This is a genomic window from Pseudolabrys taiwanensis (genome assembly GCF_003367395.1).
In the GTDB taxonomy this organism is placed as follows: Bacteria; Pseudomonadota; Alphaproteobacteria; order Rhizobiales; family Xanthobacteraceae; genus Pseudolabrys; species Pseudolabrys taiwanensis.
The window spans coordinates 1189384-1202757 of the sequence record NZ_CP031417.1; the positions used below are offsets into that span (position 1 = coordinate 1189384).

Annotated in this window: 13 protein-coding genes; 4 read left to right on the forward strand and 9 right to left on the reverse strand. The window is 65.1% G+C overall.

Going from position 1 to position 13374, the window contains the following annotated elements; all coding sequences use genetic code 11:
* Positions 1 to 89 precede the first annotated feature (89 nt).
* On the reverse strand, positions 90 to 296 hold the full coding sequence (locus DW352_RS05670) for a hypothetical protein (RefSeq protein ID WP_115689324.1): 207 nt from the start codon (positions 294 to 296) through the stop codon (positions 90 to 92).
* 321 nt (positions 297 to 617) lie between these two features.
* Positions 618 to 887 carry a hypothetical protein gene (locus DW352_RS05675; RefSeq protein ID WP_162826806.1) on the reverse strand — a complete coding sequence of 90 codons (270 nt, stop codon included), beginning with the start codon at positions 885 to 887 and terminating at the stop codon, positions 618 to 620.
* A gap of 883 nt (positions 888 to 1770) precedes the next feature.
* On the opposite strand from DW352_RS05675, the gene DW352_RS05685 reads away from it, so the two are divergent.
* Together DW352_RS05685 and DW352_RS05690 are read left to right on the forward strand one after the other, a co-directional pair.
* Positions 1771 to 2205: a CHRD domain-containing protein gene (locus DW352_RS05685; RefSeq protein ID WP_115689330.1), complete on the forward strand. Its 435-nt coding sequence runs from the start codon at positions 1771 to 1773 to the stop codon at positions 2203 to 2205.
* 140 nt (positions 2206 to 2345) lie between these two features.
* The gene (locus DW352_RS05690; RefSeq protein WP_115689332.1) at positions 2346 to 3530 is read left to right on the forward strand and encodes a 3-hydroxybenzoate 6-monooxygenase; all 1185 of its coding nucleotides are present in this window, start codon (positions 2346 to 2348) and stop codon (positions 3528 to 3530) included.
* A 12-nt stretch (positions 3531 to 3542) separates the two neighbouring features.
* Here DW352_RS05690 and DW352_RS05695 read toward each other — a convergent pair whose 3' ends face one another.
* The 4 genes from DW352_RS05695 to DW352_RS05710 all read right to left on the reverse strand — a co-directional run bounded on the left by DW352_RS05695 (position 3543) and on the right by DW352_RS05710 (position 7594).
* Complete coding sequence (locus DW352_RS05695) at positions 3543 to 4205, reverse strand: ceramidase domain-containing protein (RefSeq protein ID WP_115689334.1); 663 nt, start codon at positions 4203 to 4205, stop codon at positions 3543 to 3545.
* Positions 4206 to 4373: 168 nt separating this feature from the next.
* Positions 4374 to 5540 (reverse strand): FAD-dependent monooxygenase, encoded by a 1167-nt coding sequence (locus DW352_RS05700; RefSeq protein ID WP_115694255.1) that lies wholly within the window; start codon positions 5538 to 5540, stop codon positions 4374 to 4376.
* 164 nt (positions 5541 to 5704) lie between these two features.
* Complete coding sequence (locus DW352_RS05705) at positions 5705 to 6706, reverse strand: Bug family tripartite tricarboxylate transporter substrate binding protein (protein ID WP_245434332.1); 1002 nt, start codon at positions 6704 to 6706, stop codon at positions 5705 to 5707.
* A 33-nt stretch (positions 6707 to 6739) separates the two neighbouring features.
* A complete protein-coding gene (locus DW352_RS05710) occupies positions 6740 to 7594 on the reverse strand; it encodes an amidohydrolase family protein (protein WP_115689336.1) in 855 nt (284 codons plus the stop codon).
* A gap of 250 nt (positions 7595 to 7844) precedes the next feature.
* Between DW352_RS05710 and DW352_RS05715 the strand changes: the two genes are divergently transcribed.
* Positions 7845 to 8786: a LysR family transcriptional regulator gene (locus tag DW352_RS05715; protein WP_115689338.1), complete on the forward strand. Its 942-nt coding sequence runs from the start codon at positions 7845 to 7847 to the stop codon at positions 8784 to 8786.
* Between the two features lie 150 nt (positions 8787 to 8936).
* Here DW352_RS05715 and tgt read toward each other — a convergent pair whose 3' ends face one another.
* Positions 8937 to 10076 carry a tRNA guanosine(34) transglycosylase Tgt gene (tgt, locus tag DW352_RS05720; protein ID WP_245434333.1) on the reverse strand — a complete coding sequence of 380 codons (1140 nt, stop codon included), beginning with the start codon at positions 10074 to 10076 and terminating at the stop codon, positions 8937 to 8939.
* Positions 10077 to 10167: 91 nt separating this feature from the next.
* A complete protein-coding gene (gene queA / locus DW352_RS05725) occupies positions 10168 to 11352 on the reverse strand; it encodes a tRNA preQ1(34) S-adenosylmethionine ribosyltransferase-isomerase QueA (protein ID WP_115689342.1) in 1185 nt (394 codons plus the stop codon).
* Between the two features lie 138 nt (positions 11353 to 11490).
* Here queA and DW352_RS05730 point away from each other — a divergent pair, with 138 nt between their 5' ends.
* A complete protein-coding gene (locus DW352_RS05730; protein ID WP_245434334.1) occupies positions 11491 to 12681 on the forward strand; it encodes a GGDEF domain-containing protein in 1191 nt (396 codons plus the stop codon).
* A gap of 179 nt (positions 12682 to 12860) precedes the next feature.
* Here DW352_RS05730 and DW352_RS05735 read toward each other — a convergent pair whose 3' ends face one another.
* Complete coding sequence (locus tag DW352_RS05735) at positions 12861 to 13316, reverse strand: peptidylprolyl isomerase (protein WP_115689346.1); 456 nt, start codon at positions 13314 to 13316, stop codon at positions 12861 to 12863.
* Between the last annotated feature and the right edge of the window lie 58 nt (positions 13317 to 13374).

The following is a 13374-nucleotide window of genomic DNA, read 5'->3' on the forward strand; positions in this document are numbered from 1 at the left end:
GTAGAGCCGGCGCATCAAGCGGCGCCGGACCTGGAGCGTCGCGGCAGCATCGATCGCAGACCGATCGGCACACCGCACGCTCAGAAGGCTTAGATCGCCTTCTGCTTATGGCCGCATTCCTTGCACTTGTATTCGACGCGGGTCTCGCCCGCTTCCGCCGTGACGCGATTGACGGCACCGCACTTGCCGCACTTGGTTTCGATCCGAGTCGCGCCGCGTGTCACCGACACGCTGTTCTTCGCCAGTGCCTCTTTGATCAGCCGCTCGGCTTCCGCCCGCATGGCCTCTTTCGACATGTCCCGCCGCTCCATTTCAAAAGGTGTCGGGCCAGTGGCTAGCACTGCACGTCGCCATCCGACAACCGACCACGACCGCCGCGGCGTCGAAAATCACGACATTCTGGCGTCGCGGTCGAGGTTTGCGGGATGGGACCGCGCCCAGGCCGTCTCGGACGGCATTGGTAGACAAGTACCCGCCCCCAGGAACCGGCGGCAAGCGTCGGCCCCTGAGGGCGGGTGCCAGCGCCGGGCGGTGTGGCGGGGGAGGCAAGATCACCCGGGAGGCCGGCATTCCTGTCAGGCGTGGCGATGGCGCGCCACGCCCGATCGCTCAGCGATTCACTCGGCCTGACCGTGCTGGGTCATGCAGTCGCGATAAACCGTCAACTGCTGCACGCCCCAGGTCGACTGGCTGCCCATCTTCTGCTCGACGCCCGTGCAATCCCGGATGGCTTGAGCGCGCTCTTGCGACATCCGTGCGTTGTCGATGCTCACGTCGTTGTAGCGCGCGGGCGCCTGCGCCCGTGCCTTGTAACCCTGCGCGGCAAACCCGAGTGTCGGCGTCGCCACCGCCATGGTCAGCGCCATGGCAACCATCAATTTGCTCATTGTCCTCGTCCCTATCATCTGTGTCCCGGCGCCGGCCGTTGCAGCCGGCCGCTTGTTGACCGCCCCCCGGCCGCACACATGGTCCGACAACGCGCGAGCCGCACGTGCGTTCTTGCTGGTTGATGTTGGCTATTGCGCTGTTCCCGAGCAGGGCAGCATTGCGTCGCGCGATGGTGGCGCCTTTAACCGTCTCGACACCGCTCTGGAGCTATAAAGCTGCGTCCCAGCGAATTGAGCGGCAGCGCCATGATGATCGACATGAAATGGATCAACCGCATCATGGCATTCCTTTGCGCGGCGAACTTCGTCGTGTCGTCCGCCCGCACCGTGATGCTGTTCACGGTACAGTGATGAAGGCCGGCCGAACGGCCGCTGCGTTGATCCATTTTTTATGCGCCCGAGGCCGCGCGCTTACACTTTTGAAATGATTCGTTGAATGCGCGTGGCGCCGCAAACCGCGTGTCGCTGACGCGTATACATTCTGTCACGAAACCTTAGTCGACCGGCCACCACACTTTCACGCTTCCGTCTCTGCGACGCCACGATGCGCCTCTATTCCTCACTGTGAGCGGGGGTTCATAGCGACACCGCCAGGAGGCAGAGACATGCAGCTTCAATACGAGTGCCACCTTTCGACTCTCTCCTCGATCCGCGCTTTCGCGAGCCCGGCCCGTTGTCCGCATTGCGGCGATTGGATGGTTGCGCCGGTTTCCTCCGAGTTCGTCGAAGGCGACGAGATTCGCCATCATTGGGAATGCGACGCCTGCGGCGAAGCGTCGTCCACGGTCATTAATTTGGAGCCGTTGTAAGCGAGGCGACGGAATAGAGTTTCGTGTACGGTGTTGTCCTGCGTGCAGTGCAAAATAAACTGGGGAGAACACCAATGACCGTCTCGATTCGCCGCCCCCGCGTGGCCGCCCTCGCCTTTCTCGCCGTGCTGAGCGCCGCAGCCCCCGCTGCGGCGGAAACGATCAACCTCAAGGCCGATCTCAAAGCCGCCAATGAGGTGCCGCCGAACGACAGCCCGGCGACGGGCTCTTTGACCGCCGCCTACGACACGGCGACCAAGAAACTCACCTGGAAAGGCAGCTATTCCAACCTGACCGGCCCTGCCGTCGCCGCCCATTTCCACGCCGGCGAGCCCGGCAAGAACGGCGGCATCCAGGTTCCGATCACGGGCGCCGGTTCGAGCCCCTTCGAAGGCTCCGCGACGCTCACCGACGCGCAAGCCTCCGACCTCCTGGCGGGCCGGCTCTACGTGAACGTCCATACCGCAGCGCACACAGCCGGCGAGATTCGCGGCCAAGTGCAGAAATAGATCGCCGTTCGATTCGCGGATTCACGTCACCGCTTGCCCGCCGCCTGCCGGCGGGCTTTTTTATGGGCCGGACGCCTTGCTTTGCCGGCGGAACGCATTATGGTCCGCCCCCATAATTGACAGCATACTGAGGAACTCCCATGGCGCGTGGTAACGGATCGGCCCCCTTCCTGATTTCCGGCGGCGGCATCGGCGGATTGATCGCCGCCTATGCGCTCGCTCAGAAAGGCTTTCCGGTACGCCTGTTCGAGCAGGCCGATGAGTTCCGCGAGGTCGGCGCCGGCATTCAGCTCGGACCGAACATCTTCCGCATGCTGGAGAAGATCGGCCTCAAGGACGCCGTGCTCGCCGACGCGCACGTGCCGCCCGCGCAGGAAATGCGCGACGCCCTCACCGGCAAGCTGATCACGGCGGTGCCGCTCAGCGAAGCCTTTCAAAAGCGCTTCGGCAACCAGCCCTACGCCGTCACGCATCGCGCCGACATCCACGGCACGTTCCTGAAGGCATGCCAGGACAACGACCTGATCACGCTCGAGACCAGCCGCCGCGTCGAGGATTACACCGATCACGGCGACCGCGTCACCGTCAGGCTCAATAACGGCGAGCAGGTCGAAGGCCGCGCGCTGATCGGCGCCGACGGCATGTGGTCGAACACGCGCGAGCGCATCGTCAACGACGGCAAGCCGCGCGTATCGGGCCACATCGCCTATCGCGCCGTGCTGCGCCGCGATCAGGTGCCGGACGATCTGTGGCGCCCGGAGGTGGTGCTGTGGGCCGGTCCCCGCACCCATTTCGTGCACTATCCCTTGCGCCGCGGCGAGCTGTTCAATCTCGTCGCCGTCTTCCACTCCGACCATTACGAGGAAGGCTGGGACGCCGAAGGCAGCAAGGATCTGCTGTGGCAGCACTTCAAGATGCAGGTGCCGGAAGTGCTGCGCCTGCTCGAGCGCATCGAGACCTGGCGCATGTGGGTTCTCTGCGACCGCGAGCCGGTGAAGAACTGGACTCAGGGCAACGTCACTTTGCTCGGCGATGCCGCGCATCCGATGCTGCAATATCTCGCGCAAGGCGCCTGCATGGCGACCGAGGACGCGGTGGTGCTCGCCGACAAGATCGCGGCCAAGCCCAACGACGTGAAGGCCGCCTTCCTCGACTATCAGCAGGAGCGCTATCTGCGCACAGCGCGCGTGCAGATCATGGCGCGCGTCTATGGCGAGTTCTATCACGCCCGCGGCCCGGCCGCCGAGCTGCGCGACATGATGCTCGCCGGCCGCTCCGAAGAAGCGTCTTACGACGGCATCGCCTGGCTCTACGGCGGTCCGTAACGACCTTCGCGGCTAGCCCGCCTTCGTGACCGGCGCGGCCGCCTTGTCCAGCAGGGCGGCCCGCAGCAGCAGATAGAGGCCCAGCCCGTTCAGGCTGTGCCACAGGAAGTGCGTGCCGAGCGGGAAACTCTCGCACACCGCCATGTCGATGCTGCGGAACGTCAGCGAGAGCGCGATCGTCACGCCGGCGGCGATGATCAGCGGACCGGCGCGGCGCTGGAGCGTCAGAAATCCGATTACGAAAGTGGCGCCAAGCGCCGGCAGATAAGCGTGCGAGCCGTTGAGCGCGCCGCGCGGCACGATGGCGGCTTCCGCGTAGGTGGCCGCCAGAAACGCGATGAGCAGCGCCGCCGCCATCATCAGCGACAGCCCGAGATAACGCCGCAAAGCGAAGAACAGATAGCCGTAGATGAACACGGCGATCGGAATGGTGTCGAACAGCGCGGCGCCGCGTGTCGCCACCGTGTGGAAGATGAACGAGCCGACGCCGATCACGGCGGTGATGACGACGAGCAGCAGCACCGGCCAGTCGCGCTCGCCCTTGCGCTGCCACTGGATGAAGGCAATGGCCGCCGCAATCAGGAACGACGCATTGGTGACGGCATTGACCGGCTCCGCCCAGAAGGACGGATCGGTCCGCTCGCAATAGAGATCGACCGGACGCGACCAGTCCATGGGGGCTCGTGTCTCCCCTCCCCCCGCGAGCTCTTGCGAGCGGTGGGGAGGGGTCGGGGGTGGGGGGAAGAAAATCGCGCGCGAAACCTAATAAGCGCCCCACCCCGATTTGCAATCGCGGGCGAATGCAAATCGACCCTCCCCGCCGCTTCGCGGGGGGAGGTTAACTCAAGCCGCCTTCGCCTGCGGATTGGAGGCCGGCCGGTCGAGATCGGCGCCCCAGGCATCGTAGCCGTAGAGCCAGCTCGTGTCGGCGTCGCCGCCCTGCATCCAGCTATTGGCGCTGGAGATGGCTTGAATGACCGACGTGCGCGGCTTGCGATGCGCCTCGTAGCGCTTGAAGGCGCCCTCGATGTCGTCACCGTCGACGTCCTTGAGGCAGCGCGCCAGCACCGCCGCGTCCTCGATCGAGGTGGCAGCGCCCTGCGCCATATAAGGCGTCATCGGATGGGCGCTGTCCCCGAGCAGCACGACGCGGCCGTCGCTCCAATGCGGCAGCGGCTCGCGTTCGAGGATCGCCCATTTGTGGCAGTCGGGGCAGGCATTGAGCACGTTGCGCACATCCTGGTGGAACGTCTCGTAGGCGGCGCGCAGTTCCGTGACGTCCCCCTTCGCCGACCACGACTCCTTCGTCATCCACTCGGCCGATTCCGGCACGCTGGTGACGAAGTAAAGCTCGCTCTTCGCGCGCGTGATGTAATAGATGACGATGTGCCGGTCCTTGCCCCACCATTTGGTGCGCGAGGGGCCGATGTCGAAGCCGCCCATCAGGCTGGCGTCGAACACCGCACGATAGGCGATGCGGCCTTTGTGGATCGGCACATCGGGGCCGACGATGATGTCGCGCACCAGCGAGTGCACGCCATCGGCACCAATGACCGCGTCGGCGGTCGCCTTGCTGCCGTCCGCAAACGACAAGGTCACCTGCCCGCTCTTCTGGTCGAGGCCCGCGAGCTTCTTGTTGAGATGGATAATGTCGTCCGGCAGCACCGAGGCCAGTGCTTCGTGCAGGTCGGCGCGATGCATGCACAGATAGGGCGCGCCATAGAGCGTGTCGGGCATCGGCAGCTCGCGCAGCACCTCCCCGCTATAGGCATCGCGGTTGAGATGCGAATACGGCGCGAAGGCGATTTTTCGCAGCCGCTCCTCGACGCCGATGCCGCGCAGCACTTTCATCGAGTTCGGCATCATCTGGATGCCGGCGCCGATGCGGCCGAAACGCGTGGCCTGCTCGTAGACCTGAACGTCGAACCCGACCTGCCGCAGCGTGGCGGCGACCGCGAGGCCGCCCATGCCGGCACCAACCACGGCGATCGATCGTGTTTTTCTTGTCATCATCGCTCCTTTACGCGCCCCGCCCGAATATTCGTTTCTTTGATGGGGCGAGCATAGAGGCTCGCCGGTGTCCGTGCCACCCGGCTCTCGCTTCGCGGCGGCGGAACAAAAAAAGGCCGGCGTCGCGCGCCGGCCTTTTACTTTTCGTCAGCCGAAAACCGACCTTACTTCTTCGGAATGCCCGCCTTGGCGATGACGGCGTCCCACTTCTTGATGTCGTCCGTCAGACGCTTCATCACTTCATCCGGCGTGCTGCCTTGCGCCGTCACGCCGAGCATCGCGAACTTCTCCTTCACGTCCGGCATCGCCACGACCTCGTTGATCGCCTTGTTGAGCGTGTCGATGACTTCCTTCGGCGTGCCCTTGGGCGCGAAGATGCCGTTCCACGAGGTCGCGTCGTAGCCGGGGAAACCCGACTCCGCCACGGTCGGAACGTCCGGCAGGAACGGCGAGCGCTTCAGCCCCGAGCTGGCCAGAATGCGGATTTTCTTGTCGTTGACCTGGCCTTGGATCGACGGCGGGAAATCCACCATCAGCTGCACGTCATTGCGCAGCAGCGCGACGACGATGTCCGGCGAGTTCTTGTAAGGCACGATCTGGAAGTCGGCGTTTGCGGTCGACTTGAACAGTTCTCCGCCGAGGTTCTGCGTCGAGCCGACGGCGATGGTGCCGACATTGAGCTTGCCCGGCTCGGCCTTGGCGGCCTTCACGAAATCGCCCAGCGTCTTGTACGGGCCGTTGGCGTCGACGGCGAATACCAGATCGAAGGTGCCGACCAGCGACACCATGTCGAACTGCTTGACCGGATCGAAGGGCAGCTTGTTGAACAGACCGACCGAGATCGCGGTGCCGTTGCTCAGAAGCCCGAGCGTGTAGCCGTCCGGCTGCGCCGTCACAACGGTGCGCGCGGCGTTGATGCCGCCGGGGCCCGGCTGGTTCTCGATCACGACGCGCTCGCCGAGCTTGTCGGAAAGCTTTTCCGCGACGATGCGCGCGGTGACGTCGGCGACGCCGCCTGCGCCGAACGGCAGCACCAGGCGGATCGGCCGCTCCGGCCACTTGGCCTGCGCGCTCTGCAGCGGCGCGATCGCGAGTGCGGCGGCGATCGCCAAACTCGACACGACAAGCCGACGCGACAGCCGCGTCCCTTTGAAATAGTTCATCATCCCGGGCTTTCCTTTACTGACTACGTTTGACGTTTAATCGAAATTGTAGAGCCGCGCCGGATTGTCGACCAGCACGCGCTGAAGTGCCGCAGCATCGGCGAATTTCGGCAGGAGATCGACGAGTTCGCCCTCGTCGGCTTCGTGCGACGCATTGGGATGCGGGAAATCGGTGCCCCACATCGTCCGCGTCGGCAGCGCCTCGATGATCGCGTGGGCGATCGGCACCGCCTTGTCGTAAGGCGGAAAATCGATGCGCTCGGCGCCGCAGACCTTGATCCAACAATTGTCGAGCTTGGCCAGCTCCATCAGCGCCTTGAACGGCGCCTGATCGAGCCCGTCCTTGGCCGGCACGCGGCCCATGTGGTCGATGACGAAGGTCAGCGGCAGCTTCTTGATCGTCTCCATGTTCGGGATGATGTCGGCGCCGCCGAGATGCAGCACGACATGCCAGCCCCGGCCCTTGATGCGATCGATCACCTTGTAGAACACGTCCATGTCCGGCGTGCCGCCGAGATGCTTGATGAAGTTGAAGCGCACGCCGCGCACGCCGCCTTCATGCAGCTTGTCGAAATCCTTGTCGGTGAAGGTGTCGTCGACGATGGCGACGCCGCGATAGCGTTTCGGGTCGGAAGCGAGGCAATCCATCATCGCGCTGTTGTCGATGCCGTGGCAGCTCGCCTGCACGATCACCGCGCGGGAAATGCCCAGATAGTCATGCAGCGCCCGCAGCATCTCCTTCGGCGCGTCTTCCGGCGTGTACCGACGGTTGGGCGCATAGGGGAATTTGTCCCCCGGCCCGAACACGTGGCAATGCGCGTCGGTCGCCCCCGGCGGCAGCTTGAAGGCCGGCTTGCGGCGCTTCGCGAGAAAGCTCGGATCGACGGTCATACGGGCGGTTTCCTCAACTCGGGTGCGTTCGATTTGCACAGCGCCGTCGTGGAGATAAGCCGCGCCATTACTGGCAAAATACGACGGCGTGGGCGTGCAAGGCGTCCCTCAGAGCCGCAAAGGCAGGAGAAAACGCCCTCTTGGCCGGCGGCTGTTCCACCGTCCGCGCGGACAAATAGCGGATGCGGTGATGCCGGGACAATGCTAATTCCTGATATAGTTATACCAATGTTGCGATAGGGTATCGGCGATGCAGTTGAGCGATCGGATCGGCCGCCGGATCAAGCTCCAGGACCTGCACATCCTGATGACGGTCGTGCAGGCCGGCAGCATGCGCAAAGCCGCCACGCTGCTCAACACCACGCAGCCCGCCGTCTCCCGGTCGATCGCCGACCTCGAAAGTGCCGTCGGCGTACGGCTGCTCGACCGCAATCCGCAAGGCATCGAGCTGACGCCGTATGGCCGCGCCCTGCTCGACGGCGGCGAAGCCGCGTTCGACGAGCTGTATCAGGCGGTCAAGAACATCGAGTTTCTCGCCGACCCGACGGCGGGCGAAGTGCGCATCGGCAGCATCACGCCGCTCGCCGCCGGTTTCATCGCAGCCATCATCGGCCGGCTGTCGCGGCATCATCCGCGCATGGTGTTCCATGTGGTGGCGACGCAGGTCGAAACCCTGCACCGCGAGCTGACCGAGCGAAATCTCGACCTTCTGATCGTGCCGCGCCTCGACCTGTTCAACGACGATCAATTCACGTTCGAAGCGCTCTACGAGACGTCCTATGTCGTCGCGGCGGGCGCCGACAATCCGCTGGTCAAACGGCGCCGGATCGAGCTTGCCGAATTGATGAACGAACAATGGGTGCTGCCGCCGCCCGAAAGCGCGCTGGGGCCGATCTATTCGGAAGCGTTTCGCAAGAGCGGGCTCGCTTATCCCCGGACGACCGTGGTGACCATGTCGCCCGAGGTGCGGATGAGCCTGCTGACCAGCGGGCGCTTCATCACCATCTTCCATGATGACGCCTTGAAAATCGCGCCGCAGCGCCCGGAGATCAAAGCGTTGCCGGTTCGATTGCCGATCGCGCCCGTGGCCAACGGCATCGTTACCCTCCGCACCCGCACGCTGAGCCCGGTGGCGCAGCTGTTCATCGACTGCGCGCGTGAGGTGGCCAAGCCGATGGCGAAGCGGAAGTAGCCGCTGGTTCGATACTTAACTCCGGCCCTCATCCTGAGGAGCCCGAGCGAAGCGAGGGCGTCTCGAAGGATCGAGGGCGGCCCCATCCTTCGAGACGCGCTGCTGCGCAGCGCTCCTCAGGATGAGGCCGAGAAAGGTTTCGCGTGCGGCTCAGCTCAGCGGCGGAATGTCGCCGCCTTTCCAGCCCGCCATCGTGCCGGCGTAGAAGTCGGCGAAACGGCCCTCCTCGATCGCCGCGCGCATGCCGGCCATCAGCGCCTGGTAGTAGGCGATGTTGATGGTCGAAAGCAGCACCTGGCCGAGGATCTCGTTGGCCTTGATGAGGTGATGCAGATAGGCGCGCGAGTATGTGCGCGCGGCCGGATGCGGGCTCGCCTCGTCGAGCGGACGCGGATCGTCGGCGTGGCGCGCGTTCGACAGGTTGATCGAGCCGAAGCGCGTGAAGGCCATGCCGTGGCGGCCGTTGCGCGTCGGCATCACGCAGTCGAACATATCGACGCCGCGCTTCACCGCTTCCAAAAGATCATGCGGCGTGCCGACGCCCATCAGATAGCGCGGCCGCTCGGCCGGCAGCACCGGCGTCGTCTCCTCGACCACCTTGAGCATCACCGCCTGCGGTTCGCCGACCGCGAGGCCGCCGATGGCATAGCCTTCGAAGCCGATGTCGATGAGCTCGCGCGCGCTCTCTTGCCGCAGCGGGATGTCGTCGCCGCCCTGCACGATGCCGAACAGCGCGTAGCCGGTCGCGTTGCGCGCCTCGAAGGCGCGCCGCGAGCGCTCGGCCCAGCGCAATGACAGCGCCATCGCGCGTTGGATTTCCTCTCGGGCGGCCGGCAGCTTCAGACACTCGTCGAGTTGCATCGAGATGTCGGCCCCGAGCAGCGCCTGGATCTCGATCGAGCGCTCCGGCGAGAGTTCGAACATCGTGCCGTCGATGTGCGAGCGGAAAGTGACCGCCTTCTCGGTCAGCTTGCGCAAGGTCGCGAGCGACATGACCTGGAAACCGCCCGAGTCCGTCAGGATCGGCTTTTGCCAGTTCATGAACTTATGCAGGCCGCCGAGCGCGGCGACGCGCTCCGGTCCCGGCCGCAGCATCAGGTGATAGGTGTTGCCGAGCACGATCTCGGCGCCGGTGTCGGCGACGTCCTCAGGATGCAACCCTTTCACCGTGCCGGCAGTGCCGACCGGCATGAAGGCCGGCGTCTGCACCACGCCATGCGGCGCGACGAACTGCCCGCGCCGGGCCATGCCGTCGGTGGTCTTGAGGGTGAAGGTGAAGGGGTCGGTCATCATTTTCTCTGTCATTCCGGGGCGCGAGCGTCAGCGAGCGAACCCGGAATCCAGAACCGCTGTACCGCGCCGCTGGATTCCGGGTCCAGCGCTACGCGCTGTCCCGGAATGACGGTTGGGGGAACAACAAACAGGCGTCGCCGTAGGAGTAGAACCTGTAGCCGGTTTCGATCGCATGGCGGTAGGCCCGCTGCATGGTCTCGCGCCCCGAGAAGGCGGACACCAGCATGAACAGGGTCGAGCGCGGCAGGTGGAAGTTGGTCAGCATCAGGTCGACCGCCTTGAAGCGATAGCCCGGCGTGATGAAGATGTCGGTGTCGGCGGCGAACGGCCTGAGGCGCCCGTCGTCTCCGGCCGCGCTTTCCAATGTCCGCATGGCCGTCGAGCCGACCGCCACGATCCGCCCGCCTTTGGCCCGGGCGGCGTTGAGCGCGTCGGCGACCTCGGCCGGCAGGATGGCGAACTCCGAATGCATCTTGTGCTCGGCCGTGTCGTCCGCCTTGACCGGCAGGAAGGTGCCCGCGCCGACGTGGAGGGTCACCTTGTGGACCGCCACGCCGCGCGCCGTCAGCCGCGCCAGCAGGTCCTCGGTGAAGTGCAGCCCGGCGGTCGGGGCCGCCACGGAGCCTTCCTCGTGGGCGAAGACCGTCTGATAGTCGGCGCGGTCCTGATCGTCCGGCTTGCGCTTGGAGGCGATGTAAGGCGGCAGCGGCAGGTCGCCGCGCTCGGCAATGGCCTGGTCCAGGATCGGGCCATGGAAGGAAAATGAAATGGTTACCTCACCTCCTTCATCTTTATGTGAAACTTTAGCATCGAGCTGACCGAGGAAGCAGACCTTGCCCTCGTCGCCAAAGCGCAGCGTGTCCCCGACCTGGACCTTCTTGGCGCCGAGGATGAAGGCCTTCCAGGTCGAGCCGTCGAGCCGCTTGTGTAAGGTCGCCTCGATGCCGGGTTCCGTATCGCCCCGGCCGATCCGCCGCCCCTTGAGGCGCGCGGCGATGACCTTGCTGTCGTTGACCACCAGGCAGTCGCCGGGCGCGAGCAGGTCCGGCAGGTCGCGGATATGCCGGTCCTCGAGAACCTCTCCGTTCGTCCCCGCGAAAGCGGGGACCCAGGGGCCACCCGCGCCAACCTCGCTTCTCTGGGCCCCCGCTTGCTCGGGGGCGACCGGAGCATGAGGCCGCACCACCAGCAGCCGGGCGGCGTCGCGCGGGTGCACGGGCCGCAGGGCAATGCGGTCAGCCGGGAGGTCGAAATCGAACAGATCAGTACGCATGCCCTTCCATGCCGGTCGGGGCGCGCACATTCAAGGCCGGCGAACGCGACCGCCGACAGTGCAAAGTGTCAGACACAATTTAGGCGTTTATCAATGTCGCTGCTGTGAGTTCGGCCCGATTGGCCGCAGGAGACGACATTGGACGAGCCCACAGCCAGAGTGACGATGGCCCTGATCGGCCCGGGCATCCTGTGCGTGTTCGGGCTGTCTTTCCTGTGGGCCTGGGCCATCGAAAGAAAGCGCCATTATCTGCTCCTGCTCGCCGCCGCCCCTGCCTTGTTCGCGCTCGGCGTCATGGTGCAGGTCTTTTATTGGCCGCCGCGAACACAGCCGAACGCCCTGATGTCCGGGCTGTTCTACACCACGGCCGTGCTGCTCGCGGCCGAGGGCATCCTGCGCCGTAGCGGTCGGCGCTTCGGGCTCGCGCTCGACCTGGTGTTCCTGGCCGCGATCATGGGCGGCCTGTGGTACTTCTCTCACATCGTGCCGAGCACGCTGGTGCGCGTGTACATCCAGAACTTCAGCTACGGCGCCATTCTGCTGACGGCCGTCTTCTACCTGACGCCGCTGATGAGAGCTCGTGCGATCGATCGCGTGCTGTTCTGGACGCTCTTCGTTTTCGCGCTGCACTTCTTCCCGCGCACGGCGCTAACCATCGGCACGCAGGCGCCCGCCACGGCGTTGGCCTTCGGGGCGTCACTGTTCTGGCACATGCTGCATCTTTCGCTGGCGGTGTTGGGCGCCGCTCTGGCGGCCGCCCTGCTCGCCGCTGCCTTGTCCGATGTCATTGACGACCTGCGGCGCGAGCGCGATGTCGACGGCCTGACCGGCGTTCTGAACCGCCGCGCCTTCGAGGCCCGCGCCGAAGCGATCATCGCGCAGGACTGGCGCAAGCCATGCTCGCTGGTCGCCTGCGATCTCGATGCCTTCAAGCAGATCAACGACCGTCACGGCCATGCGGCGGGCGACCACGTGTTGACCGCGTTCGGTGAGCTTCTGCGCCGTACCGCGCGTAGCGCCGACGTGGTGGGACGCATCGGCGGTGAGGAATTCGCGATCCTGTTGCCGGGATCGCCCAGCAGCGGCGCCTATCTGTTCGCCGAACGGCTGCGCCGGGGTCTCGCCGGCACGCATTTTCCGTTTCTGCCGTCGCCGGGGCAGATTACGGCAAGCTTCGGCATCGCCGAGCACCAATCAGGCGAGCCGTTTCAGCCGTTTCTCGCCCGCGCCGACCGCCGGCTGTACCAGGCCAAAGCCGCGGGGCGGAACCGCACCATCGCCGCCGATACGGATATCGTCTCGCCGGTGCAGAAGCCCACGCCGGCGTGAGCCGCGATTGAAGCAGAAAACAAAACGACGGACATCGGGTAATCCCGATGTCCGTGCGCGGGGACGAGCGGGCGAATGCTGTGCCTTACACGCCAATCTCACCACGCATTGAGCAACCCAAAACGAACATGGCCGGGACAAAGCCCGGCCATGACGTTGCTTTCGGCGGTGTGAAGGCCTTACGCCCCCATCGTCGCCTTGACGATCTTGTCGGGGTCCTGCACCGGCTCGCCGCGCTTGATCTTGTCGACGTTCTCCATGCCGGAGATCACCTTGCCCCAGACGGTGTACTGCTTGTCGAGAAAGCGGGCGTCGTCGAAGCAGATGAAGAACTGGCTGTCGCCCGAATCCGGGTTGGCCGCGCGCGCCATCGAGACGGTGCCGCGCACATGCGGCTCGGCATTGAACTCGGCCTTGAGCTTCTTGCCCGAGCCGCCGGTGCCGGTGCCCTGCGGGCAGCCGGTCTGCGCCATGAAGCCGTCGATCACGCGATGGAAGACGATGCCATCGTAGAAGCCGTCCTTCACCAGTTCCTTGATGCGCGCGACGTGACCGGGCGCGAGGTCGGGACGCATCTCGATCACCACAGGGCCCTGGGTGGTTTCGAGCGTCAGGGTATCTTCCGGCTTGGCCATTTCAATTCTCCTTGGGTTTCAATTGTCATGGCCGACTCTATGCCGGCCATCCCGCGTA

Excerpts from the sequence above, each read along its gene's own strand:
- DW352_RS05700 (WP_115694255.1), bottom strand. The coding sequence starts at position 5,540 with ATGACAAGAAAAACACGATCGATCGCCGTGGTTGGTGCCGGCATGGGC.
- DW352_RS05735 (WP_115689346.1), bottom strand. The coding sequence starts at position 13,316 with ATGGCCAAGCCGGAAGATACCCTGACGCTCGAAACCACCCAGGGCCCT.
- queA (WP_115689342.1), bottom strand. The coding sequence starts at position 11,352 with ATGCGTACTGATCTGTTCGATTTCGACCTCCCGGCTGACCGCATTGCC.
- DW352_RS05695 (WP_115689334.1), bottom strand. The coding sequence starts at position 4,205 with ATGGACTGGTCGCGTCCGGTCGATCTCTATTGCGAGCGGACCGATCCG.
- DW352_RS05675 (WP_162826806.1), bottom strand. The coding sequence starts at position 887 with ATGAGCAAATTGATGGTTGCCATGGCGCTGACCATGGCGGTGGCGACG.
- DW352_RS05715 (WP_115689338.1), top strand. The coding sequence starts at position 7,845 with ATGCAGTTGAGCGATCGGATCGGCCGCCGGATCAAGCTCCAGGACCTG.
- DW352_RS05705 (WP_245434332.1), bottom strand. The coding sequence starts at position 6,706 with ATGATGAACTATTTCAAAGGGACGCGGCTGTCGCGTCGGCTTGTCGTG.
- DW352_RS05690 (WP_115689332.1), top strand. The coding sequence starts at position 2,346 with ATGGCGCGTGGTAACGGATCGGCCCCCTTCCTGATTTCCGGCGGCGGC.
- DW352_RS05670 (WP_115689324.1), bottom strand. The coding sequence starts at position 296 with ATGTCGAAAGAGGCCATGCGGGCGGAAGCCGAGCGGCTGATCAAAGAG.
- tgt (WP_245434333.1), bottom strand. The coding sequence starts at position 10,076 with ATGACCGACCCCTTCACCTTCACCCTCAAGACCACCGACGGCATGGCC.
- DW352_RS05685 (WP_115689330.1), top strand. The coding sequence starts at position 1,771 with ATGACCGTCTCGATTCGCCGCCCCCGCGTGGCCGCCCTCGCCTTTCTC.
- DW352_RS05710 (WP_115689336.1), bottom strand. The coding sequence starts at position 7,594 with ATGACCGTCGATCCGAGCTTTCTCGCGAAGCGCCGCAAGCCGGCCTTC.